24 protein-coding genes are annotated in these 22,634 nt (G+C 62.4%); 18 read left to right on the top strand and 6 right to left on the bottom strand.

Translation table 11 applies throughout. The features are described 5' to 3' along the window. The first annotated feature begins 61 nt into the window (after positions 1 to 61). The 5 genes from HYE77_RS10355 to HYE77_RS10335 all read left to right on the top strand — a co-directional run bounded on the left by HYE77_RS10355 (position 62) and on the right by HYE77_RS10335 (position 3,570). A complete protein-coding gene (locus tag HYE77_RS10355) occupies positions 62 to 1,210 on the top strand; it encodes an amine dehydrogenase large subunit (protein ID WP_003208872.1) in 1,149 nt (382 codons plus the stop codon). 12 nt (positions 1,211 to 1,222) lie between these two features. Beyond that, on the top strand, positions 1,223 to 1,762 hold the full coding sequence (locus HYE77_RS10350) for a MauE/DoxX family redox-associated membrane protein (RefSeq protein WP_003208874.1): 540 nt from the start codon (positions 1,223 to 1,225) through the stop codon (positions 1,760 to 1,762). A 3-nt stretch (positions 1,763 to 1,765) separates the two neighbouring features. Next, positions 1,766 to 2,386, top strand: coding sequence for a methylamine dehydrogenase accessory protein MauD (gene mauD, locus HYE77_RS10345; RefSeq protein WP_003208875.1), 621 nt, complete (start codon positions 1,766 to 1,768; stop codon positions 2,384 to 2,386). A 19-nt stretch (positions 2,387 to 2,405) separates the two neighbouring features. Beyond that, positions 2,406 to 2,927, top strand: a complete 522-nt coding sequence (locus tag HYE77_RS10340; RefSeq protein ID WP_003208877.1) for a methylamine dehydrogenase light chain — start codon at positions 2,406 to 2,408, stop codon at positions 2,925 to 2,927. A gap of 121 nt (positions 2,928 to 3,048) precedes the next feature. Continuing rightward, positions 3,049 to 3,570, top strand: coding sequence for a hypothetical protein (locus HYE77_RS10335; RefSeq protein WP_008431056.1), 522 nt, complete (start codon positions 3,049 to 3,051; stop codon positions 3,568 to 3,570). A gap of 130 nt (positions 3,571 to 3,700) precedes the next feature. Here HYE77_RS10335 and feaR read toward each other — a convergent pair whose 3' ends face one another. The 3 genes from feaR to paaY all read right to left on the bottom strand — a co-directional run bounded on the left by feaR (position 3,701) and on the right by paaY (position 6,267). Next, complete coding sequence (gene feaR / locus HYE77_RS10330) at positions 3,701 to 4,615, bottom strand: transcriptional regulator FeaR (RefSeq protein WP_177068757.1); 915 nt, start codon at positions 4,613 to 4,615, stop codon at positions 3,701 to 3,703. Positions 4,616 to 4,691: 76 nt separating this feature from the next. Beyond that, positions 4,692 to 5,615, bottom strand: a complete 924-nt coding sequence (gene paaX / locus HYE77_RS10325) for a phenylacetic acid degradation operon negative regulatory protein PaaX (protein ID WP_003208883.1) — start codon at positions 5,613 to 5,615, stop codon at positions 4,692 to 4,694. A 61-nt stretch (positions 5,616 to 5,676) separates the two neighbouring features. Continuing rightward, positions 5,677 to 6,267: a phenylacetic acid degradation protein PaaY gene (gene paaY / locus HYE77_RS10320; protein ID WP_003208885.1), complete on the bottom strand. Its 591-nt coding sequence runs from the start codon at positions 6,265 to 6,267 to the stop codon at positions 5,677 to 5,679. A gap of 361 nt (positions 6,268 to 6,628) precedes the next feature. Between paaY and paaG the strand changes: the two genes are divergently transcribed. The 13 genes from paaG (at position 6,629) to HYE77_RS10255 (ending at position 19,642) form a co-directional block, all read left to right on the top strand. After that, positions 6,629 to 7,420, top strand: coding sequence for a 2-(1,2-epoxy-1,2-dihydrophenyl)acetyl-CoA isomerase PaaG (gene paaG / locus HYE77_RS10315; RefSeq protein ID WP_177068756.1), 792 nt, complete (start codon positions 6,629 to 6,631; stop codon positions 7,418 to 7,420). Between the two features lie 14 nt (positions 7,421 to 7,434). After that, a complete protein-coding gene (gene paaI / locus HYE77_RS10310; RefSeq protein ID WP_177068755.1) occupies positions 7,435 to 7,884 on the top strand; it encodes a hydroxyphenylacetyl-CoA thioesterase PaaI in 450 nt (149 codons plus the stop codon). After that, positions 7,877 to 9,088 carry a 3-oxoadipyl-CoA thiolase gene (pcaF, locus tag HYE77_RS10305; protein WP_177068754.1) on the top strand — a complete coding sequence of 404 codons (1,212 nt, stop codon included), beginning with the start codon at positions 7,877 to 7,879 and terminating at the stop codon, positions 9,086 to 9,088. The genes paaI and pcaF overlap by 8 nt, the downstream gene beginning before the upstream one ends. A 101-nt stretch (positions 9,089 to 9,189) precedes the next feature. Further along, on the top strand, positions 9,190 to 10,515 hold the full coding sequence (gene paaK, locus HYE77_RS10300) for a phenylacetate--CoA ligase PaaK (protein WP_177067939.1): 1,326 nt from the start codon (positions 9,190 to 9,192) through the stop codon (positions 10,513 to 10,515). A gap of 412 nt (positions 10,516 to 10,927) precedes the next feature. Next, a complete protein-coding gene (gene paaA, locus HYE77_RS10295) occupies positions 10,928 to 11,917 on the top strand; it encodes a 1,2-phenylacetyl-CoA epoxidase subunit PaaA (protein ID WP_003208897.1) in 990 nt (329 codons plus the stop codon). A 27-nt stretch (positions 11,918 to 11,944) separates the two neighbouring features. Next, on the top strand, positions 11,945 to 12,226 hold the full coding sequence (paaB, locus tag HYE77_RS10290) for a 1,2-phenylacetyl-CoA epoxidase subunit PaaB (RefSeq protein ID WP_003208899.1): 282 nt from the start codon (positions 11,945 to 11,947) through the stop codon (positions 12,224 to 12,226). Positions 12,227 to 12,234: 8 nt separating this feature from the next. After that, positions 12,235 to 12,996 (top strand): 1,2-phenylacetyl-CoA epoxidase subunit PaaC, encoded by a 762-nt coding sequence (paaC, locus tag HYE77_RS10285; protein ID WP_177068753.1) that lies wholly within the window; start codon positions 12,235 to 12,237, stop codon positions 12,994 to 12,996. Continuing rightward, positions 12,983 to 13,516: a 1,2-phenylacetyl-CoA epoxidase subunit PaaD gene (paaD, locus tag HYE77_RS10280; protein ID WP_003208903.1), complete on the top strand. Its 534-nt coding sequence runs from the start codon at positions 12,983 to 12,985 to the stop codon at positions 13,514 to 13,516. Before paaC ends, paaD begins: the two co-directional genes overlap by 14 nt. Positions 13,517 to 13,549: 33 nt before the next feature. Continuing rightward, positions 13,550 to 14,626 carry a 1,2-phenylacetyl-CoA epoxidase subunit PaaE gene (paaE, locus tag HYE77_RS10275; RefSeq protein WP_177020202.1) on the top strand — a complete coding sequence of 359 codons (1,077 nt, stop codon included), beginning with the start codon at positions 13,550 to 13,552 and terminating at the stop codon, positions 14,624 to 14,626. A gap of 161 nt (positions 14,627 to 14,787) precedes the next feature. Continuing rightward, entirely contained in the window at positions 14,788 to 15,096 is a 309-nt protein-coding gene (locus HYE77_RS10270; protein ID WP_003208907.1) for a DUF485 domain-containing protein, read from the top strand. Next, positions 15,093 to 16,739, top strand: a complete 1,647-nt coding sequence (locus tag HYE77_RS10265) for a cation acetate symporter (protein ID WP_003208909.1) — start codon at positions 15,093 to 15,095, stop codon at positions 16,737 to 16,739. The genes HYE77_RS10270 and HYE77_RS10265 overlap by 4 nt, the downstream gene beginning before the upstream one ends. 29 nt (positions 16,740 to 16,768) lie before the next feature. Then, a complete protein-coding gene (gene paaZ / locus HYE77_RS10260) occupies positions 16,769 to 18,823 on the top strand; it encodes a phenylacetic acid degradation bifunctional protein PaaZ (protein WP_003208911.1) in 2,055 nt (684 codons plus the stop codon). Between the two features lie 267 nt (positions 18,824 to 19,090). Beyond that, positions 19,091 to 19,642: a GNAT family N-acetyltransferase gene (locus HYE77_RS10255; RefSeq protein WP_003208913.1), complete on the top strand. Its 552-nt coding sequence runs from the start codon at positions 19,091 to 19,093 to the stop codon at positions 19,640 to 19,642. A 2-nt stretch (positions 19,643 to 19,644) separates the two neighbouring features. On the opposite strand, the gene HYE77_RS10250 is transcribed toward HYE77_RS10255, so the two are convergent. Genes HYE77_RS10250 through tauA form a run of 3 tightly spaced genes read right to left on the bottom strand, consistent with a single transcriptional unit; the run spans position 19,645 to position 22,495 of the window. Then, positions 19,645 to 20,658: a GNAT family N-acetyltransferase gene (locus tag HYE77_RS10250; protein ID WP_177068752.1), complete on the bottom strand. Its 1,014-nt coding sequence runs from the start codon at positions 20,656 to 20,658 to the stop codon at positions 19,645 to 19,647. A 14-nt stretch (positions 20,659 to 20,672) separates the two neighbouring features. Next, the gene (gene tauD / locus HYE77_RS10245; protein ID WP_177020198.1) at positions 20,673 to 21,506 is read right to left on the bottom strand and encodes a taurine dioxygenase; all 834 of its coding nucleotides are present in this window, start codon (positions 21,504 to 21,506) and stop codon (positions 20,673 to 20,675) included. Between the two features lie 2 nt (positions 21,507 to 21,508). After that, entirely contained in the window at positions 21,509 to 22,495 is a 987-nt protein-coding gene (gene tauA, locus HYE77_RS10240) for a taurine ABC transporter substrate-binding protein (protein ID WP_087694293.1), read from the bottom strand. Positions 22,496 to 22,634 lie beyond the last annotated feature (139 nt).

The raw sequence follows: 22,634 nt of genomic DNA, 5'->3' as shown, positions 1-22,634 counted from the left end.
TGCAAGAATCTGCCAAAGCACCCGCGATTAGCAAAACACAATAATTCAGGGAGTGCCCCTAATGCGAAGCAACAGGATCAACGTACAGTCAGCGCTGGGTCTGGGCCTGCTTGTACTCGGCTTGAACAGCGCCCAGGCGGATTTACCGCCAGACACCATCGGCCAGACCACCCTGGCCTTTCCACCGGAAGCCCACCGCGCATTCGTGGTAGACGTCGAATTCGAAAGCTTCGTGGTCGGCCGCGTCACCGTGGTAGATCCCGACAAGAAGCGCGTCCTCGGCATGGTCCCCACCGGCTTCGCCGCGCCCTCGGCCCTGAGCCACGACCAGAAGACCCTGTACAGCGCCGACATCTACTATTCCCGCGGCACCCGGGGCGATCGCACCGATGTGCTCACCGCCTGGGACAGCTCCAGCCTGTCGCCCGCCTGGGAAGTGCTGATCCCGAACAAACGCGCCGAATCCCTGACCCAGCGCTATGGGCTGAAGACCAGCGGCGATGACCGCTTCGTCTACGTCTACAACTTCACACCCTCCACCTCGGTGACCGTGGTCGACACCCAGTCCCGCTCCGTCACCGCCGAAATCGCGATCCCGGGCTGCGTACTCAATTACCCGGTCGGCACTCGCCGCTTCGCCTCCCTGTGCGGCGACGGCAGCCTGCAAGTGGTGACGCTGAACGAGCAGGGCCAGGAAACCTCGCGCAACCGCACGCACTTCTTCGACCCCAACGCCGAGAAGCTCAACGAACGCGCGGTGAACGTGGGCGACACCTACTACTTCACCACCACCACCGGCACCATCCGCCCGGTAGATTTCTCCGGCGATGAGCCGAAAATCCTGCCGTCCTGGTCACTCACCACCGACGCGGAAAAGAAAACCGGCTGGGCCCCGGGTGGCTGGCAGTTGATGGCCGTGGCACCAAAGCTCAACCGCATGTACGTGCTGATGCACGACAACCACGAGCCGATGAAGTGGGAAGACCCGAGCACCATCATCTGGGCCTATGACCTCAAGACCATGAAGAAGATAGCCACCCTGGAAGCCCCGACCCCGGTCTGGAGCATGCAGGCCACCGGCGACGACAAGCCCCTGTTGCTGGGCGCCGACGTCGAAGGCGGCTTGCAGATCTTCGACCTCAAGACCAACAAACTCACCGGTAGCATGGCCAAGGTAGCGAAGACCGCAACCCAGATCATGAGCTACTAAAGAGGTTCGGCCATGCATATCGACCCGATCTTCATCATTGCCAGCGCCCTCGCCATCGCGGTGTTGCTGGCCAGTGCCGCGACCCACAAGTTGCGCGCACCGGCACGCTTCGCCCGGCAACTGGCCGATTACCAGTTGCTGCCAGAGGCAGTGACTCGCCCCGCCGCCCGGGTAATCCCGGTGCTGGAACTGGTGATTGCCTTTGCCCTGCTGGTGCCGGCCAGCCGTTCCTGGGCCGCCCTCGGCGCCGCCGGCCTGATTGCGCTGTACGCCGCCGCCATTGGCATCAACCTGTGGCGCGGCCGCCGGGACATCGACTGCGGCTGCGCAGGCCCCGACCAGGCGCAGCCATTGCGGCCGATCCTGCTGTTGCGCAACGGCGCACTGGTGGCCGTGGCCCTGCTGGCCAGCGTGCTGCCGATTGCCCGTGACCTGGGTTTTTTCGACGGCTTCGTCACCGTCGCCGCCAGCGCCGTCGCGCTGCTGATTTACGCCGCAGCCGATGGCCTGCTGGCGAACTCCCCTCTTCTGCTCAAACTGATTGGTAGGTGATCAATGGAAGGCCTTATTGTTTCCAACGTACTGCTGTGGGTACTGCTGCTGGCGCTGGCGTTTGCCGTGATGGGCCTGGTGCGCCAGATTGGTGTGCTGCACGGGCGCATCGCCCCGGCCGGCGCACTGATGGTCGACAAGGGCGTGGCGGTGAATGAGCCGGCCCCGCAAGTCACCGCTTCCGACCGTAAAGGCCGCCCGGTGAACTTCGGCTATGCCGGTGAGAAGAACCAGTTGCTGTTCTTCCTCTCGCCCACCTGCCCGATCTGCAAATCCCTGTTGCCGGCGATCAAGTCCATCGCCAGGGAACAGGCTGACCGACTCGATGTGGTGTTTATCAGCGACGGCGACATGGAAGCCCAGCACGCGCTGATCACCGAACACAAGCTGGACGACGTCACCTACGTGGTCGGCCCGGAAGTCGGCATGACCTACCAGATCGGCAAGCTGCCGTATGCCGCGCTGATCGACAAGAGCGGCACCTTGCGCGCCAAGGGCCTGGTCAATTCCCGCGAGCACCTGGACAGCCTGTTCGAAGTCGAACACCTGAAAAGCGCGACGCTGCAGGAATACCTCAACAGCCAGCCGCAGCCCCACGACCACAGCCACGGCCATAGCCACTGATTAAGGCAGGGAGACTCTCATGAAATTGCTGGATCTGTTATTCGAGCGCTCGACCCGTCGCCTGGCCGACACCACGTCGCGACGCAAACTGTTGGCCCGTATGGGTTCGCTGATGGTCGCAGGCGCCGCGTTGCCCCTGCTGCTGCCCCTGGACCGCACCAGCAAGGCGCTGGCTGCCGATAACCCGAAAGCCGGTGACCCGGGCGACCCGAACAGTTGCGACTACTGGCGCTACTGCTCCATCGACGGTTTCCTGTGCAGTTGCTGTGGCGGCTCGGTGACCTCCTGCCCACCGGGCACCGAGGCGTCCCAGGTGACCTGGATCGGCACCTGCCGCAACCCGGCGGATGGCAAGGACTACATCATTTCCTATAACGACTGCTGCGGTAAGCAAAGCTGCGCCCAGTGCGCGTGCACGCGTAACGACAGTGAGGAACCGGCGTACCGGCCGTTCAACAACAACGATGTGAACTGGTGCCTGGCGGCCAAATCCCACATCTACCACTGCACGGTCTCGATCATTCGCGGCGTCGCGGTTTAACTCACCCTTGTGGCGAGGGTTGCTCCCGTTGGAGTGCGAAGCGCTCCCAGAGATCTTGGGGCCGCAGCACAGCCCAACGGGAGCAAGCGCCCTCGCCACAGGTCAGTGCAAGAGGCTTGTCATGCGTACGTTGTTTTTGCTGAGCTTGATGTGTGTCTTCGCCACCCCGCTCGCCCAGGCTCGGGCCATTCCCAATCCAAACCAGAAGCACGCACCGGGCAATGAGTCGCCGCAAACGCCGATCGCCCAGGCCGGGTACAGCGTGGCGACCAACTATCAGCTGCAGTGTGCCGGCTGCCATCTGGGCAGCGGCATGGGCTCGGCGGCGAACGACACACCGAGGATGACCGGGTTTGTCGGCAACTTTCTGAAGGTGCCAGGCGGGCGGGAGTTTTTGGTACGGGTGCCGGGGATGTCGCAGTCGGCGCTGAACGATGGGCAACTGGCGGATTTGCTGAACTGGCTGATGCGCCCGGACGGGATGGCGGGCAAGAGTACGCCGGTGGATTACAAGCCCTATAGCGCTGCGGAAGTGACTGAGTTACGGCACAAAGCGATGCTCAATCTGCCGGGCACAAGGGCGGGGTTGATCAAGGAAATGCGGGCGCAAGGGATTGCGATTGAAGATGGAATGCCCAACTGAACGAAACGCGATCCAAATGTGGGAGCGGGCTTGCTCGCGAATGCGGTGTGTCAGTCACCCAATGCATCAACTGAAACACCGCATTCGCGAGCAAGCCCGCTCCCACATTTTTGATCGGCGTATCCCCTGATCAGGCGTGTTGTTTGCGGTACTCACCTGGCGCAATGCCGAACCGTGACTTGAACGCCGTCGAAAAATAACTCGAATCCGAAAACCCCCACGAGTACCCCAGCACCGAAAGCTTTTCCTCCACCCTGGATTGGCGCAGGGATTCAGCACACAAATCCAGCCGTCGGTTCTTGATGTACCGCGCCACCACCAGGCCCTTGCGGGCAAAGATCCGGTACAGCCCGCGCACCGACATCCCCACCTCCCGCGCCAGCCACTCGGGGCACAGCTCTTCGGAGCGAATGTGCTGGTCAATGCACTCCAGCGTCTTGCGGAACACTCGCTCATGGGCGTCGCTGCCCTCGCCCGCCTGGCTGATCGCCGGGCGCAGCAGGTTGATGATCGCCTCCAGCGTCGCCTCGCTTTCCTGCAAGGTCAGGTTGTCTTGCCGGGTGGCCTCCAGAATCAGCTGCCGGGACAGCATCGCCATCGGCGACGCCGCCTCGATCCGGTGCCCGCATTTGACCGGGTTGAAACGCAAGGTCTGCTCCACCAGGTACGACGGCAGGATCAACGACAACTGCCGCGAATTCTCGCTGTAGGTGAAGTCGCTGGGGTGCGCCGCATCGATCAGGGTAATGTCGCCGGCGCGCAACAGCGCCTTGCTGTCACCCTGGGCCATGCCGGCCGTGCCGTCGAGCTGGAACACGGCAAAGTACTTGCCGCCCTCGCCCGCCGCGATTTGGCTGGAGGTACGAAACAGCCGCGCCTGGCAGGCGTCGACAAAGCTGAGTTTCAGCGCGCCGCTCTGGTACTCGCGGATCTGCCCGGAAAAACCATCCCCCAGGATCTGCCCATCGAATGCGCCACAGATCTGATTGATCTGATGGATCCATTGGTCGAACCCATCACAGCGCTGTGCAATTGAAGACATCATGTTCAGGCCTCACGCAGGCTTATTTTTATTCTCTACGCCACATTACTCCACCCGTTCTCCTGAACAGCGTCGCTCCTTATTTCAGGCCTCCGAACCGCCGGTAAAAGCTTTCGCCAACGTCCGGCAACGGGCCGTCGGCAGTTTCCAGCGCGCTGTTCAGCCATTCCTCGGCCTTGGCGTAGATCAACCGGTAAATATTGCGGCACAACTGGCGGGCGGCGCGGCCTTCCCAATCGCCGGGAAGCAATTCATCGGGCAATTGCGGGTCGCGCAGCAGCAGTTTGCGGTACTCATGGATAAGCAGGACCCGTGCCAGGAAACAATCCGCAGGCTGTAGCTGTTCCTGCTCGCGAAGCGCTTGCCAGAGCGGTCGGAACAGTTGGATGAACTCGCTGTAATGGGCCGCCAGCTCCTCGATGTTCCAGCTCTCGCGCACCTGCACCCGCAGGGCCTTGGAGGCCAGTACATCCTGGGCGGTGGTTTCGAAGACGATGGTGTCTTCCTGGGCGCCGAGGTCGAGCAAGGTGGCGTTGACGTCGGCGCGGTCGCTGCGTGGGCAGGCCAGCACGGTCGGGGCAATCGCACCAAAACCTTGCCACTCCAGCTCTTCACGCACTTGTTTGCGCTTGTCCTGGGTCAACTGCGTGAGCATCACCAGGCACCACGAGCCATCCCATGCCGGCACGCTGGAGCTGTAGACCCGCTTGAAGGCCTTGTCGAAACGCCGACGCCCGGCACCGGTCAGGCTGTAGTAGCTGCGGCGCCCGACTTTTTCGGCGGTCAGCCAGCCTTCCTTGGTCAGGCGAAAGATCGAGGTGCGGATCAGCCGTTCATTGATGCCGATGGGTTCGAGCAACTGGATCAGGCTGCCCAGCCACACCGTCCCGCCGTGGGGTTCGATGGCGTCCCCGTACAAGGTGATGATCAAGGAACTGGCGCGAATCGGCGTCTGCTCCTGGAAGCGGGTAATCAGTTGGTTCAGGGGTGTCAGTGACGACATGGGCGTACCGAGGCAAAAAGAGAAAATATACCGTTTTTAGCGGCGTCGGGATGCAGGCGATTCATCTGCCCTTGGGCCGCAGGCCGCTGTCGCTGATGCGTGGGCGATCAGCTTCCGGTGCGCTCAGGGGTGCGCATTCCTGCATCTGCTCCAGGCAACGCTGAGCCAGGCGCTGGTATTCACGGGTGCCGGTTTGTTTCCAGTGCACCTCTTCATCACTGAGGCTGCGCTTGACGCTGGCCGGCGCGCCCATCACCAACGACTGCTCAGGGCACTCGAAACCGGCTTTGACGAACGCCGCCGCCGAGACGAATGAGCGAGCGCCGATACGGGCGTTGTCCATCACCACCGCATTCATGCCCACCAGCGCATCGGTGCCGATCCGGCAACCGTGCAGCACGGCGCCGTGGCCGATATGGCCGTTGCGCTCGACCACCGTGTCGCTGTCCGGGAAGCCGTGCATCACACAGGTGTCCTGCAGGTTGGCGCCTTCTTCGAGGACGATGCGCCCGAAGTCGCCGCGCAAACTCGCCAGCGGCCCTACATAGCAATGGGGGCCGATGATCACGTCGCCGATCAGTACCGCCGAGGGATGGACGTAGGCCGTGGGGTCGACCACCGGGGTCAGGCCGTCGAGGCTGTAGCAAGTCATGGGGATTCCTTTTATGGCGTATTCGCAAAGCGATGCCGATCTTGGCTTATTTTGTATCACATCATTTTTACAAGCACAAAGCTGAAAAAGCGTATCGCTTGAATCATGTGTCGCCGTGGCTTGATACGGTGCCGCTGATAATCGACGTAAAGCCAATAAAATAGGGGATTTATCAGGTATTTACCGACCAGCACAGCGAGCAGTTCATTTTCATCAAACTCAAAACAAGACACACCAAATCAATTTTATCGTTGCATTTATGTATCACGTTAAAGCTATACTCCGGCAAAACCGGCTGACCACGCCGATCCAATAATGAGCCGGCTGACCGCCGAGCGTGCACCGTGAGGGCCTCACGACCATGAACTTCGAACACATCCTGTTTTCCATCGAGGCCGGCGTCGCCCTGCTCAGCCTCAATCGCCCCGAACAGCTCAACAGCTTCAACACGCAGATGCACGGCGAAGTCCAGCAAGCGTTGAAGCAAGTCCAGGAAAACCCCGACGTGCGCGTGCTGCTGCTCACCGGTGAAGGCCGCGGCTTTTGCGCCGGGCAAGACCTCAGCGACCGCAACGTGGCACCCGGCAGCGCGGTGCCGGACCTGGGCGAATCCATCGAGAAGTTCTACAACCCGCTGATCCGCCAACTGCGCGACCTGCCTTTGCCGGTGATCTGCGCGGTCAACGGCGTGGCGGCCGGTGCCGGCGCGAACATCCCGCTGGCCTGCGACCTGGTGCTGGCAGCACGCTCGGCGAACTTCATCCAAGCCTTCTGCAAGATCGGCCTGATCCCCGATTCCGGCGGCACCTGGACCCTGCCGCGCCTGGTGGGCATGGCCCGCGCCAAGGCGCTGGCCCTGCTGGGCAACCGCCTGAGCGCCGAGCAGGCCGAGCAATGGGGCCTGATCTACCGCTGCGTGGACGACGCCGACTTGCGCAACGAAGCCCTGACCCTGGCCCGCCACCTGGCCATGCAACCGACCTACGGCCTGGCGCTGATCAAGCGCAGCCTGAACGCCAGCCTGAGCAACAGCTTTGACCAACAACTGGAGCTGGAGCGCGACCTGCAACGCCTGGCCGGGCGCAGCGAGGATTACCGCGAAGGCGTCGCCGCCTTCATGGAAAAACGCAGCCCAAGCTTCAAGGGCCGCTGAGAGGAGCGCACCACATGACCAACCATGAAGCCATGAACCTGGCCAACCAGTGCGCCCAGGCCATGTTCAGCCGCGATGCCGCCAGCCAGGGCATGGGCATGCGCCTGCTCTCGGTGGAGCCGGGTTGCGCACGACTGGGCATGAGCGTGCGCGCCGACATGATCCAGGGCCACGGCACCTGCCACGGCGGCTACCTGTTTGCGCTGGCGGACTCGGCATTCGCCCTGGCCTGCAACAGCTACAACGACGCCACCGTGGCGCTGGGCTGCAGCATCGACTACATCGCCCCGGCCCACCTGGGCGACACCTTGAGTGCCGATTGTCGCGAGCAAAGCCGCTCGGGTCGCACCGGCAACTACGACGTCCGTATCGAAAACCAACTGGGCCAGCTGATTGCGCTGTTCCATGGCAAATCCTACAAAGTGCGCGGCACGGTGCTGGCGCAGGAGAATCCGAATGAATGACGCCTTGATCATCGACGCAGTCCGCACCCCGATCGGCCGCTACGCCGGCGCCTTGAGCAGCGTGCGCGCCGACGACCTCGGAGCGGTGCCGCTGCGCGAACTGCTGCGCCGCCACCCGCAAGTGGACTGGGGCAGCGTCGACGATGTGATCTACGGCTGCGCCAACCAGGCCGGCGAAGACAACCGCAACGTGGCGCGCATGTCGGCGCTGCTGGCCGGGCTGCCGGTGAGCGTGCCGGGCACCACCCTCAACCGTTTGTGCGGCTCGGGGCTGGACGCCATCGGCAGCGCGGCCCGGGCGATTCGCTGTGGCGAGGCCGGCTTGATGTTGGTAGGCGGCGTGGAGTCGATGTCCCGTGCGCCGCTGGTAATGGGCAAGGCCGAACAGGCGTTTTCCCGCGATGCGCAGCTATACGACACCACCATTGGCTGGCGCTTCGTCAACCCGCTGATGAAAAAGGCCTACGGGATCGACTCAATGCCGGAGACCGCTGAAAACGTCGCCGAGCAGTTCAATATCTCCCGCGCCGACCAGGACGCGTTTGCCCTGCGCAGCCAGCAACGTGCAGCCGCCGCCCAGGCCAGCGGGCGCCTGGCCAGGGAAATCGTCGCGGTGGAAATCCCCCAGCGCAAAGGCCCGGCCAAGGTGGTGGAACACGACGAACACCCCCGCGGCGACACCACCCTTGAACAACTGCAGAAACTCGGCACGCCATTCCGCGAGGGTGGCAGCATCACCGCCGGCAATGCATCCGGGGTCAACGACGGCGCCTGCGCCCTGCTGCTGGCCAGCGCGGAAGTTGCCAAGCGTCACGGCCTGGTCGCCCGCGGCCGGGTGGTGGCGATGGCCACCGCCGGCGTGGAACCGCGCATCATGGGCATCGGCCCGGTGCCGGCGACCCGCAAGGTGCTGGAACTGGCCAACCTGAGCCTGGCGGACATGGACGTGATAGAGCTCAACGAAGCCTTCGCCGCCCAGGGCCTGGCGGTGCTGCGCGAGCTGGGCCTGGGGGACAACGACCCACGGGTGAACCCCAACGGCGGCGCCATCGCCCTCGGCCATCCACTGGGGATGAGCGGCGCACGGCTGGTAACTACCGCCCTGCATGAATTGGAGGAACGTGGCGGCCGCTACGCCCTGTGCACCATGTGCATCGGCGTGGGCCAAGGCATCGCGCTGATCATCGAGCGCCTGTCCGACTAAAGATTCGCGATTCCCGGGGAGCCTAGCGGTATCCTTGGGGCATGCACTCAAAGCCCACGGTGTGCGGTGGGCTGATACACAAAAATAATTCGAGTGAACTCATGAACATGCCTATTCCAAACGCCGTGCTTAACCCTGTGCTGGACCCGCTGGAAACCGCCAGCGTCGACGAACTGCGCGCCCATCAACTGGAGCGCCTGCGCTGGAGCCTGCGCCACGCCTACCAGAATGTGCCGCTGTACCGTCAGCGCTTCGACGCGCTGGGGGTGCACCCGGATGACATCAAGTCCCTGGACGACCTGGCCAGGTTCCCGTTCACCACCAAGGGCGACCTGCGGGACAGTTACCCCTACGGCATGTTTGCCGTGCCGATGAACGAGGTGGTGCGCCTGCATGCGTCCAGCGGCACTACCGGCAAGCCGACGGTGGTGGGTTACACCCAGAACGACATCGACACCTGGGCCAACGTGGTGGCCCGCTCGATCCGCGCGGCCGGTGGGCGGCGTGGCGACAAGGTGCATATTTCCTATGGCTACGGGCTGTTCACCGGCGGCCTTGGTGCCCACTACGGCGCGGAACGACTGGGTTGTACGGTGATTCCGATGTCCGGCGGGCAGACGGAAAAACAGGTGCAACTGATCAAGGATTTCCAGCCGGACATCATCATGGTCACGCCCTCGTACATGCTGAACATTGCCGATGAAATCGAGCGCCAGGGCATTGATCCACAGAAGCTGGCGTTGCGACTGGGGATCTTTGGGGCCGAGCCGTGGACTGCCGAGCTGCGCAGTGCAATCGAGGCGCGACTGGGGATTACGGCGCTGGATATTTATGGGCTGTCGGAAATCATGGGGCCCGGGGTGGCCATGGAGTGTGCGGAAACCAAGGATGGCCCGACCATTTGGGAGGATCACTTCTACCCGGAGATCATCGACCCGGTGACGGGTGAGGTGCTGCCGGACGGGCAGATGGGAGAACTGGTGTTTACCTCCTTGAGCAAGGAGGCGCTGCCGATGATTCGCTACCGCACCCGGGATTTGACGCGGTTGCTGCCGGGGACTGCGCGGCCGATGCGGCGGATCGACAAGATCACCGGGCGCAGTGATGACATGCTGATCATTCGCGGGGTTAATGTGTTTCCCACGCAGATCGAGGAACAGGTGCTTAAAATAAAACAGCTTTCAGAGTGTTATGAGATACATCTGTATCGTAATGGCAACCTGGACAGTGTGGATGTACATGTGGAGCTCAAGGCTGAGCATCAGCACCTCAATGACGAACAACAGAAAGCCGTCTCCAGCGAACTGAGCAAGCACATCAAGACGTATATCGGGATCAGCTCGCGCATCGTTTTGCAGCCGCTGCATTCGATCAAGCGGTCTGAGGGCAAGGCTTGCCATGTGATGGATCGTCGCCCTAAGGCATGACTGCTGCACCTTTTTGGCCCCGCATTTGCGGGGCTTTTTTTTGCTCGTTTTTTGGGGTGGGGGTAGAGCACCAGCAAAATCAAAGGCGCACACGGTTCAAATGTGGGAGCGGGCTTGCTCGCGAAGGTCGTTAACGATGACGCGGGCATCCTGATTCAACGCGGCGCACTCAGGTTCTTCGCGAGCAAGCCCGCTCCCACATAAAGCGGCCCTGTTTTTTGCCTACTGGCCCTGCTTACCACGATGACCGGGAACCCTATGCCGCCGTTACCGTAGCGACAGATATCTGCTCCCTTCCCGCAAAGCGATACAAAATCAAATAACGACACCATATTTTGTGTTTGATATTAATTTCCGTATCGCTTATAAAGTCCTCCATGCCTACGACAAAACACAAGGCGGGAGACCCCCCATGTACGCACAGCTTGTAGAAACCGGAGTAAAGCGCATCAAGGACCTCTCCGAGATGTCCGACCAGGAACGCGCTTTCCAGGAAAAAATCGACGCCGAGATCAAGATCGAAGCCAAGAACTGGATGCCCGACGCCTACCGTCAAACCCTGATCCGCCAGATCTCCCAACACGCCCACTCGGAAATCGTCGGCATGCTGCCCGAGGGCAACTGGGTCACCCGCGCCCCCACCCTCAAACGCAAGCTGCAACTGATGGCCAAGATCCAGGACGAAGCCGGCCACGGCCTGTATCTCTACAGCGCCATGGAAACCCTGGGCGCCGACCGCGACGAAGAAATCGCCAAGCTCCACAGCGGCAAGGCCAAGTACTCCAGCATCTTCAACTACCCCACCCTGAACTGGGCCGACATGGGCGCAGTAGGCTGGCTGGTAGACGGCGCCGCCATCGTCAACCAGGTGGTACTGCAGCGCACCTCCTACGGCCCCTACTCCCGGGCCATGGTGCGCATCTGCAAGGAAGAAAGCTTTCACCAGCGCCAGGGCTACGAACTGCTGCTGACCATGATGCGCCAGGGCACCCAGGCGCAAAAAGACATGGTCCAGGACGCGATCAACCGCCTCTGGTGGCCATCGCTGATGATGTTCGGCCCCAGCGACGAACACTCCCCCAACAGCGCCCAGTCCATGGCCTGGAAAATCAAGCGCCAGAGCAACGACGAACTGCGCCAGCGCTTCATCGACCAGACCATCCCGCAGCTGGAGCTGCTGGGCTGCACCTGCCCCGACCCGGACCTGAAGTGGAACGCCGAACGCGGCCATTACGATTTCGGCGAGATCCAGTGGAGCGAGTTCTACGAAGTGCTCAAGGGCAACGGCCCGTGCAACCAGGAACGCGTCGCCACCCGCCGCAAGGCGATTGAAGACGGTGCCTGGGTACGCGAAGCCGCCGTCGCCCACGCCCGTAAAAAACAGAACAAGAACGCCGCCTGATCGGCCACCTGATGTGGAGTCACCGCTATGTCTGAATGGACCCTGTTTGAAGTCTTCGTGCGCAGCAAGCACGGCCTGAATCACAAGCATGTGGGCAGCGTGCATGCCGCCGACACCACCATGGCCATCGAAAACGCCCGGGAGCTGTACACCCGCCGCAGTGAAGGCGTGAGCCTGTGGGTAGTGCCTTCCGCGCTGATCACCGCCTCGTCGCCGGACGAGAAAGACCCGCTGTTCGACCCGGCCGATGACAAGGTCTACCGCCACGCCAGCTTCTACGAGTTGCCGGCCGAAGTCGGGCATATGTGAGGTCGACCATGAACCCTGAAACCGATCTGATCGAATACCTGCTGCGCCTCGGCGACAGCGCCCTGATCCAGGGCCAGCGCCTGTGCCAGTGGTGCGGCCATGCGCCGGCGCTGGAAGAAGACCTGGCACTGATGAACGTCGGCCTCGACCTGGTGGGCCAGGCGCGCAACTGGCTGGAATACGCCGCCGAGCTGCTGGACGACGGGCGCGACGCCGATCACCTGGCCTTCCGCCGGGATGAGCGGGCCTATCGCAACCTGCTGCTGGTGGAACAACCCAACGGCGACTACGCGGTGACCATCCTCAAGCAATTCCTGTATGACGCCTGGCACTTGCCGGTGTTGAGCGGCCTGGCCCAATCCAGCGACGAACGCATCGCCGGCATCGCGGCCAAGGCGGTGAAGGAAGTCACCTATCACCTGCGCCGCTCCGGCGAGTGGGTGGAGCGCCTGGGAGACGGCACCGAGGAAAGCCATAAACGCATGCTCGCGGCGATCCCCGAGCTGTGGCGGTTCACCGTGGAACTGACCGGCGCCGACGACAGTGAACAGCGCCTGCACGCCGCCGGCATTACGCCGGACGCCGCTCAGGTTGCCGCAGCGTGGCAAACCCAGGTCAGCGAAATCTTTACCAGCGCCACCCTGCCCCTGCCGCCTGCTGCGAGCTATTTCTACCTGGATGCACGCCGCGGTTTGCACAGCGAGCACCTGGGAATTTTGTTGGCGGAAATGCAGTTTTTGCCCCGAGCGTACCCCGATGCAACCTGGTGAGCTGATCGCCAGCGACCAGGGCGCACGCCCGGCGCAACCCACCGACCTGGCTGCCGCGTGGGCCACCCTGGCGCAGGTCATGGACCCGGAAGTGCCGGTGGTGAGCGTGGTCGACCTGGGCATAGTGCGCGACCTGGACTGGCAGGCCGGCCACTTGCATGTGGTGGTCACGCCGACCTACTCCGGCTGCCCCGCCACCGAAGTGATCGAGGGCGACATCCGCGATGCATTGGAGCTGGCAGGTTTCCGCGCGCCGCAACTGGAACGCAAGCTGACCCCGGCCTGGACCACCGACTGGATCACCAGCAGCGGCCGCGAACGCCTGCGGGCCTACGGCATCGCACCGCCCCAAGGCAGTAGCAGCAAACGCAGCCTGCTGGGAGAAAGCCCGGTGATTGCTTGCCCGCAATGCGGCAGCACCCACACCGAAGTGCTCAGCGAATTCGGCTCCACCGCCTGCAAGGCGCTGCACCGCTGCCGCGATTGCCTGGAACCGTTCGACTATTTCAAGTGCATCTGAGGGGCCTGCGGCCCGCTTGGTTGGAGAACAACAATGAGCAAATTTCACAGCCTGACCATCAAGGATGTGCGCAACGAGACCCGTGATGCGGTGTCCATCGCCTTCGAGATTCCGCAGCATCTGCAAGACAGCTTCCACTTCACCCAGGGCCAGCACCTGGTGATGCGCACCCAGCTGGATGGCGAGGAAGTGCGCCGTTCCTATTCGATCTGCACCGGGGTCAATGACGGTGAACTGCGCATCGCCATCAAGCGCGTGGCCGGTGGACGGTTCTCCGCCTTTGCCAATGAACAGCTCAAGGTCGGGCACAGCCTGGAAGTGATGCCGCCCGCCGGGCATTTTCATGTGGACCTTGATCCGGCTCGCCACGGCCATTACCTGGCAGTGGCGGCCGGCAGCGGTATCACGCCGATCCTGTCGATCATCAAGACCACCCTGCAAACCGAGCCCCACAGCCGCGTGACGCTGCTGTACGGCAACCGTTCCAGCTCCGGTGCGCTGTTTCGCGAACAGCTGGAAGACCTGAAGAACCGCTACCTGCAGCGCCTGAACCTGATCTTCGTGTTCAGCCGCGAGCAGCAGGATGTCGACCTTTACAACGGCCGCATCAATGCCGAGAAGTGCGAGCAACTGTTCTCCCGCTGGCTCGACGTAAAAGCCCTCGACGCGGCCTTTATCTGCGGCCCGCAGGAGATGACCGAGACCGTGCGCGACAGCCTCAAGGCCAAGGGCATGGCGCCGGAGCGCATCCATTTCGAACTGTTCGCCGCCGCCGGCAGCCAGCACAAGCGCGAGGCCCGCGAAGCGGCGCGGCAAGTGGATGCGGCGGTCAGCCAGATCACGGTGATCAGCGATGGCCGCGCCCTTGCCTTCGACCTGCCCCGCAACACTCAGAGCATCCTCGACGCGGGCAATGCCCAGGGCGCCGAGCTGCCGTATTCGTGCAAGGCCGGCGTGTGCTCCACCTGCAAATGCAAAGTCATCGAAGGCGAAGTGGAGATGGACAGCAACCACGCCCTCGAAGACTACGAAGTGGCCGCCGGCTATGTGCTGTCGTGCCAGGCATTCCCGGTCAGCGACAAGGTGGTACTGGATTTCGATCAGCTTTAAGGACACACCGCTCCCCTGTAGGAGCGAGCTTGCTCGCGAAGATCGTTAACGATGACGCGGGTAGCCTGAATCAACGCGGCGCCCTCAGGTTTTTCGCGAGCAAGCTCGCTCCTACAGGACGCAGGTTTAACCACAACAACAATAAAAAGGAGCACACCACCATGACCCCCGACGATATCGAGCGCATCCGTCGACATCCCGATTTCATCCAGTTGGTACGCCGCAAACAGAACCTGTACTGGTCGCTGTCGCTGATCATGCTGGTGATCTATTTCGGGTTTGTGCTGTTGGTGGCGTTCTCCCCGGCTACCCTCGGGCAGTCGTTGAGCGGCGGCGTGACCACCGTGGGCATGCTGGTGGGTGTGGTGATTGTGCTGCTGGCGTTCGCGCTGACCGGCTTTTATGTGTACCGCGCCAACCATGTGATCGACCCGCTGAACGACAAACTCAAGCAGGAGTGCACAGCATGAGCCGGCTGGTAGCGTGGTTTCTCCTGCCGCTGGCATTGGCCACGGACCTTGCAGTCGCCGCCGACGGCGCATCCCGGCCACTGAACTGGAACGCCATCGGCATGTTCCTGGTGTTCGTGCTGTTCACCCTCGGCGTGACTCGCTGGGCCGCCCTGCGCACCCGTTCCGCCAGCGACTTCTACACCGCCGGCGGCGGCATGAGCGGCTTCCAGAATGGCCTGGCGATTGCCGGCGACATGATCTCGGCGGCGTCATTCCTCGGCATCTCGGCGATGATGTTCCTCAACGGTTATGACGGCCTGCTCTACGCCCTGGGCGTGTTGGCCGGCTGGCCAATCATCCTGTTCCTGATCGCCGAGCGCCTGCGCAACCTGGGCAAGTACACGTTTGCCGATGTGGTGTCCTACCGCCTGGAGCAGACCCCGGTGCGCCTGACCTCGGCCTTCGGCACCCTGACCGTGGCGCTGATGTACCTGGTGGCGCAGATGGTGGGCGCCGGCAAGCTGATCGAGCTGCTGTTCGGCATCGACTACCTGTACGCGGTGATGCTGGTGGGCGTGCTGATGGTGTTCTACGTGACCTTCGGCGGCATGCTCGCCACCACCTGGGTGCAGATCATCAAGGCGGTGATGTTGCTGTTCGGCACCACCTTCATGGCATTCATGGTGCTCAAGCACTTTGGTTTCAGCACCGAGGCGATGTTCGCCGGGGCCACCGCCGTGCACGCCAAGGGCAGCGCGATCATGGCGCCGGGCGGCTTGCTGTCGAACCCGATCGATGCGATTTCCCTGGGGCTGGGCATGATGTTCGGCACCGCCGGGTTGCCGCATATCCTGATGCGCTTCTTTACCGTCAGCGACGCCAAGGAAGCGCGCAAGAGCGTGTTCTACGCCACCGGTTTCATTGGCTACTTCTACCTGCTGCTGATCATCGTCGGCTTCGGCGCCATCGTCATGGTGGGTACTGACCCAAGCTTCCGGGATGCCAACGGCGCGATCATCGGCGGCGGCAACATGATCGCCGTGCACCTGGCACAGGCCGTGGGCGGCAACCTGTTCCTCGGGTTCATTTCGGCGGTGGCCTTCGCGACCATCCTGGCCGTGGTCGCCGGGCTGGCGTTGTCCGGCGCGTCGGCGGTGTCCCACGACCTGTATGCCTGCGTGATCCGCAAGGGCCAGGCCAGCGAGCAGCAGGAAATCCGCGTGTCGCGCATCGCCACGCTGTGCATCGGCGTGCTGGCGATCATCCTCGGCCTGCTGTTTGAGTCGCAGAACATCGCGTTCCTGTCCGGCCTGGTACTGGCAATCGCCGCCTCGGTGAATTTCCCGGTGCTGTTCCTCTCGATGTACTGGAAGGGCCTGACCACCCGTGGCGCGGTGACCGGCAGCCTGGCGGGACTGGTCTCGGCCATCGTGCTGCTGGTGCTGAGCCCGGCGGTGTGGGTCAACGTACTGCATTACGACAAGGCGCTGTTCCCCTATTCCAACCCTGCCCTGTTTTCCATGAGCCTGGCGTTTTTCAGCGCCTGGGTCTTTTCCGTCACCGACCGCTCGCCCCGCGCTGCCGTTGAACGCGGGCGTTACCTGGCGCAGTTCATTCGCTCCATGACGGGCATTGGTGCCGCAGGCGCCAGCAAACACTAACTCTCATTTTCCAACCCGGAGGAATCGTGATGTCTCACGCCCCTACCCTGCAAAGTTTTATCGCTGGCCGCTGGATCGGCCAACACGGCGCCCAGGTGCTGCGCAGCGCCATTGACGGCCACGAGCTGGCACGCACTCACGAGGAGCGCCCGGACTTCGCCGAAGCCATCGAACACGGGCGCCGCCAGGGAGTCAGCGGGCTGATGGCCCTGGATTTCCAGCAGCGGGCCCAGCGCCTCAAGGCCATCGCGCTGTACCTGAGCGAGCGCAAGGAACAGCTCTACGCCCTCTCCCACCACAGCGGCGCGACCCGTGCCGACAGCTGGATCGATATCGAAGGCGGCAACAGCACGCTGTTCACCTACGCCAGCCTGGGCTCGCGGGAATTGCCGTCGGGCAATATCGTCCACGAAGGCCCGGCGATGCAGCTGAGCAAGCTCGGCAGCTTTGCCGGCACCCATATCCTGGTGCCTCGTGGCGGCCTGGTGGTGCACATCAACGCGTTCAACTTCCCGATCTGGGGCATGCTGGAAAAATTCGCCCCGAGTTTCCTGGCGGGCATGCCATGCATCGTCAAGCCGGCCAGCGCCACCAGCTACCTGACCGAAGCCGTGGTGCGCCTGATGGACGAATCCGGCCTGCTGCCACCCGGCAGCCTGCAACTGGTGATCGGCAGCACCGGCGACCTGCTCGACCGCCTGCAAGGCCAGGACGTGGTGACCTTCACCGGCTCAGCCGACACCGCCGCCAAGCTGCGGGTCAACCCGAACCTGATCCGCAACTCGGTGCCGTTCAACGCCGAGGCCGACTCGCTGAACTGCGCGATCCTCGCCCCGGACGTAAGCCCGGACGACGAAGAGTTCGAGCTGTTCATCAAGGAAGTCGCCCGGGAAATGACCACCAAGGCCGGGCAGAAATGCACCGCCATTCGCCGCGCCATCGTGCCGGCCAAACATATCGACGCCGTCGCCACCCGCCTGCGGGACCGCCTGAAAAAAGTCGTGGTGGGCGACCCGTCGGTGGAAGGCGTGCGCATGGGCGCACTGGCCTCCCACGACCAGCAGAAAGACGTGGCCGAACGCCTGGAAAGCCTGCTGCAGAGCAGCGACATGCTGTTCGGCGCCCGCGACGGCTTTGAACCCCGCGGTGAAAACGTCAGCCAGGGCGCGTTCTTCGCCCCGACCCTGCTGCAAGCCCGCGACCCGCATGCGGAAGGCGGCGCCCACGACATCGAGGCCTTCGGCCCGGTCAGCACGCTGATGGCCTACGACGACCTCGACGAAGCCCTGGCCCTGGCCGCACGCGGCAAAGGCAGCCTCGTCGCGAGCCTGATCACCAAAGACCCGCAGATCGCTGCCAAAGCCATCCCGGTGGCTGCCGCGTGGCACGGCCGCCTGCTGGTGCTCGACCGCGAATCCGCCGCCGAATCCACCGGCCACGGCTCGCCCCTGCCGCAACTCAAGCACGGCGGCCCGGGCCGCGCCGGTGGCGGCGAAGAACTCGGCGGCTTGCGCGCCGTGAAACACTACCTGCAACGCGCAGCAGTACAGGGCTCACCGACCATGCTGGCGGCGGTCACCGGCGAGTACGTACGCGGCGCCAAGGTCATCGAGACCGAAGTGCACCCGTTCCGCCGCTTCTTCCAGGACCTGCAGATTGGCGAATCGCTGCTGACCCACCGCCGCACCGTCACCGAGGCCGACCTGGTGAACTTCGGCTGCCTGTCGGGCGATCACTTCTACATGCACTTCGATGACATCGCCGCCAAGGAATCGCAATTCGGCAAACGCATTGCCCATGGTTACTTTGTGCTGTCGGCGGCGGCCGGGCTGTTTGTGTCTCCGGCACCGGGGCCGGTGCTGGCGAACTACGGGCTGGACACCCTGCGGTTTATCAACCCGGTGGGCATTGGCGACACCATCCAGGCGCGGCTGACCTGCAAGCGCAAGATCGACCAGGGCAAGAAGAGCCCCCAGGGCATTCCGCAAGGCGTGGTGGCGTGGGATGTGGAGGTGACCAACCAGCTGGGTGAGCTGGTGGCCAGTTATGACATCTTGACGTTGGTGGTGAAACGCGAGGAGTGAGTGCTGAGACCAATGTGGGAGCTGTCGAGCCACTGCGAGGCTGCGATGGGATCACCGCGCCGTACCTGCCAGACCGCGGCGCCTGCATCGCAGCCTCGCTGGGGCTCGACAGCTCCCACAGTTGATCTCAGTTGATCCCAGTTGATCCCAGTTGATCAGGAGCGTGTGTTCGTATCCCGTGACGCCCTGCGTCACCACTGAACAGATTGATTTTTTATTCCGCACGACACACCTTAGCGAATCTTTTTCCAAAAGGTGACGCCCGCAGTGTCCGATTTTCCGACTCTCAAAACCGAACGCCTGACCCTCAGAGAACTTACACAGGAGGATGCGGTGGGGTTGTTTGCGATTCATAGCGACGCTGAAGCAATGAAGTGGTTCGGTGCCGACCCAATCACCGCGCCTCATCAAGCGGAGCAATTGATCGAACTGTTTGCCAGTTGGCGCACCTCAGCCAATCCGGGGATTCGCTGGGGGATTGAGGACATAGCCACGGCAAAGCTGATCGGCACCTGTGGTTTCTTCAAATGGAATCGTACGTGGCGCAGTTGCGCCATCGGGTTTGAGATGGCGCAATCGGCACAGGGACAGGGGCTCATGAAGGAAGCGGTTTACGCCGCCCTTCGATGGGCGTTCCAGCACATGGAACTCAACAGGATCGAAGCGCTGGTTCATCCTGACAACGCCCGGTCACTGAACCTGCTTGAGAAAGCCGGGTTCGTGCGTGAAGGAACATTGAGGCAGGCGGGTTACTGGAACGCAGCTCATCAAGACCTGGTTCAGCTTTCGCTGCTGCGTGGGGAGTGTGAGTACCTTTAGGGTCAGCGCGCGGTCCGGCGGTAAACCAGCGTATCGCGTACGCCGAAGTACTCGCAGCGCCGCGCGCCTTGAAGGGTTTCCACCCATTCAAACCCCGTTGCCTCAGCCAGTCGTTGACTGGATATGTTCGCCGAAGAAGTGGTCAGGCGCAGTGTGTGCCCGCTCAACTGCGAAACCAGAGCGGTCAATGCCTCCCTCATCAGCCCATGACCGGCGTGTGCCTGATTGCCCCAATAGCCAACTTCGTAGCTGTGAATCTCATCGGCCAGCGGCAGCAGGCCGATACAGCCCACCAATGCCTGGGGATCGTCGCGAGATAACAGGAAATACCGTTTCTCCCCGACAGGCGCATCGAAGTCTTTTGCCGCGCGCTGCAGGCTTTCCTGCGTGTCCTCCAGCGTCCAGTGCGGCTTGCTCCACACGAGAAACCGGCGGTGCAGCGCGTAGCTGGCGTTCAAGGCATCGGCGAGTTTTTCAGCGAGCGCCACATCAGGCGCAACCAGGGTCATCCGGTCAGTTTGCAGGGTTGTGGGCAGCGGCGCCTGCTGTTCAATGGTTTGCACCCACACGAATCCTTCGTCTTCACTGGGTGGCTCGAGCATGCTGAACACGCTTTTCAGCGCGTCCTCCGGCACCTTTTTGTCGGCATTGCGTTGGGCATTCCGCGATAACGCCAGCTCCAGCGGTGCGCTCACCAGGACGCCGACCACCGGGACTGCATAGTCCCTCGCGATGGACAGCAGCTCCTCCCGATGACGCCGCGCCGGCAAAGCAGCATCGAAGACGATTGCGCCGTGCCCCAATCGCTCAAGGTTTTCCGCCACCCAGCGAGACTTGCCCGCCCCCTGCACGCCCATGACCACGTACACATGAGTGCCCTTTGCCGCCTGTGACAGCTCGTGCCTCAACCGCGCATACGCGAGCTGCCATGCCTGTCGATTTCGTTCAGGCGTGAATTCCCTGCCGAACTCGGTTTCCAGATAGTCGTCAGGGTTGATCACCAAGGGCAAGTCCATCGACCGATCCTCCATCAAAAAGGCACGTCACCCAACATCGTCGCGCGGTGCATCACCCGCCTTTGCGGTCGGTAATCATCAATCGCGTAATGCTGGGTAATGCGGTTATCCCAGAACGCTACATCATTCGCCTTCCATCGCCAACGCACGGTGAATTCCGGACGGCTCACGTGGCTGAACAATAACCGCAGCAACGCATCACTTTCCGCCACCTCAAGCTCATTGATCCGCGTAGTAAAGCCTTCATTCACAAACAACGCCTTGCGCCCGGTGGCAGGATGCGTCCTGACCACCGGGTGTGACAGCGGCGGGTGATCCTTCCGGGCTTTTTCGTAGCGCGCCAATGCTTCGGGCGTGCTGCCGAAGCGCTCGGTGGGAAATGATTTGGTCAATTCGTGGGTGGCGGTCAGGCCGTCGAGCAGTTGCCTGACGGGGGCCGATAACCCTTCAAACGCAGCCACGCCATTGGCCCACAACGTATCCCCGCCGAACGCAGGCACTTGCCTGGCCGCCAACACGGAGCCCATCGCCGGTGCGGCGAGGAAGGTCACATCGGTGTGCCAGATGGCGTTGTCGCGGACATCGGTCACGGCGGTGTCGATCAGCAGCAATTCCGGGTGCCGGTCAACGTGCGGGTAAATCGGATGCCGGTGCAAATCACCAAACCGCGCGGCAAATGCCACGTGCTGCCCGGGGGTAATGGCCTGGTTACGGAAGAACAACACCTGGTGCTGCAGCAGTGCTTGCTCCACCCAGTCGTGTTGTTGATCCGTCAGAGGCAGGGCCATATCCAGCCCCTCAACCTCGGCGCCGATGGTAGGGCCAAGGGGATGAAGCGTCAGGCCCATGATTATTCTCCGATGAACTTGTCGCTGACGAAGGCGGAATAGTCAGGCAGGACCTTTTCGATTTTTCCCTGCTCTTTCAGAAATTCGGCGGTCTTGCCGATTTCCCTGGCGGTGCCACCGGCGAGGTATTGCGCGCTTTTTTGTTCGGCGGCCGTCGGGAACGACGAGCCTTCGAGCAGCTCGGGAATGTCCGCAGCGTTGGCGCCTGTGAGTCGGGCGATGCTCTTCACGGGGGCAGAATCAGCGGTCCAGTCTTTTTTATGCGCGGCGTAATCGGCAATCGCCGCCAGGCTGACCCTGGCAAAATCGGCAACGACCTTCGGATTCTTTTCAGCGAAATCCTTGCGCGCTACCCACACCTCAAAGGTCGGGGCGCCCCAGTTGGAAACTTCGGCAGCATCCGTGAGGATCTTGCCGGTCTTACGGATTTCACCCAGGGCAGGCGACCAGGTAAACGCCCCGTCGATATCGCCGCGGGCCCAGGCGGCGGTGATTTGTGCCGGTGTCAGGTTGACGATGTTGACTTTGCGCGGGTCCAGGTTCCAGTGCTTCAGCGCGCCCAGCAGGCTGTAATGGGAGGTCGACACAAAGGGCACGGCGATGGTTTTGCCGATCAGGTCATCAGGGGTCTTGATCCCGCTGCCGTCGCGAACCACCAGGGCCTCGGAACTGCGAATCTGCGCGCTGACAATGAACGCCACCAGCGGCATGTTTCGCGAAGCCGCCGCGGCCAACGGGCTGGAACCCAGGTTGCCGATCTGCACATCACCGGAAGCCATGGCGGCCAGGACGGCCGGGCCCGCGTCGAATCTGCGCCAATCGATCTTCTGGCCGATACCTTTTTCATATTCGCCATCGGCGATGGCGCGTTTGATCGGGTCGATGCCGTTGATGTAGCCGATGGTGAGGTCAGCGGATTGAGCGCTTAGGGAGAGGACAGCGAGGCCCACGGCCGAGAGGAGGTTGCGGGCCAGTTTCAGCGTGTTCATTTTTATAGATTCCTGAGCGGATAAGACTTGAACAGCGCGGACTCCGGCTCTCCAAGGGTCAACTCAGTTAGATGATATTGATCTATAAAAAATAAAATAAATAATTTTATGGAATTAGCTTAGAGCTTCTGCAGGAGCG

Source organism: Pseudomonas sp. IPO3774, assembly GCF_013386835.1.
Classification (GTDB): domain Bacteria; phylum Pseudomonadota; class Gammaproteobacteria; order Pseudomonadales; family Pseudomonadaceae; genus Aquipseudomonas.
The sequence above is the reverse complement of the archived record's forward strand: the minus strand, read 5'-3'. Positions and strand labels throughout refer to the sequence as shown.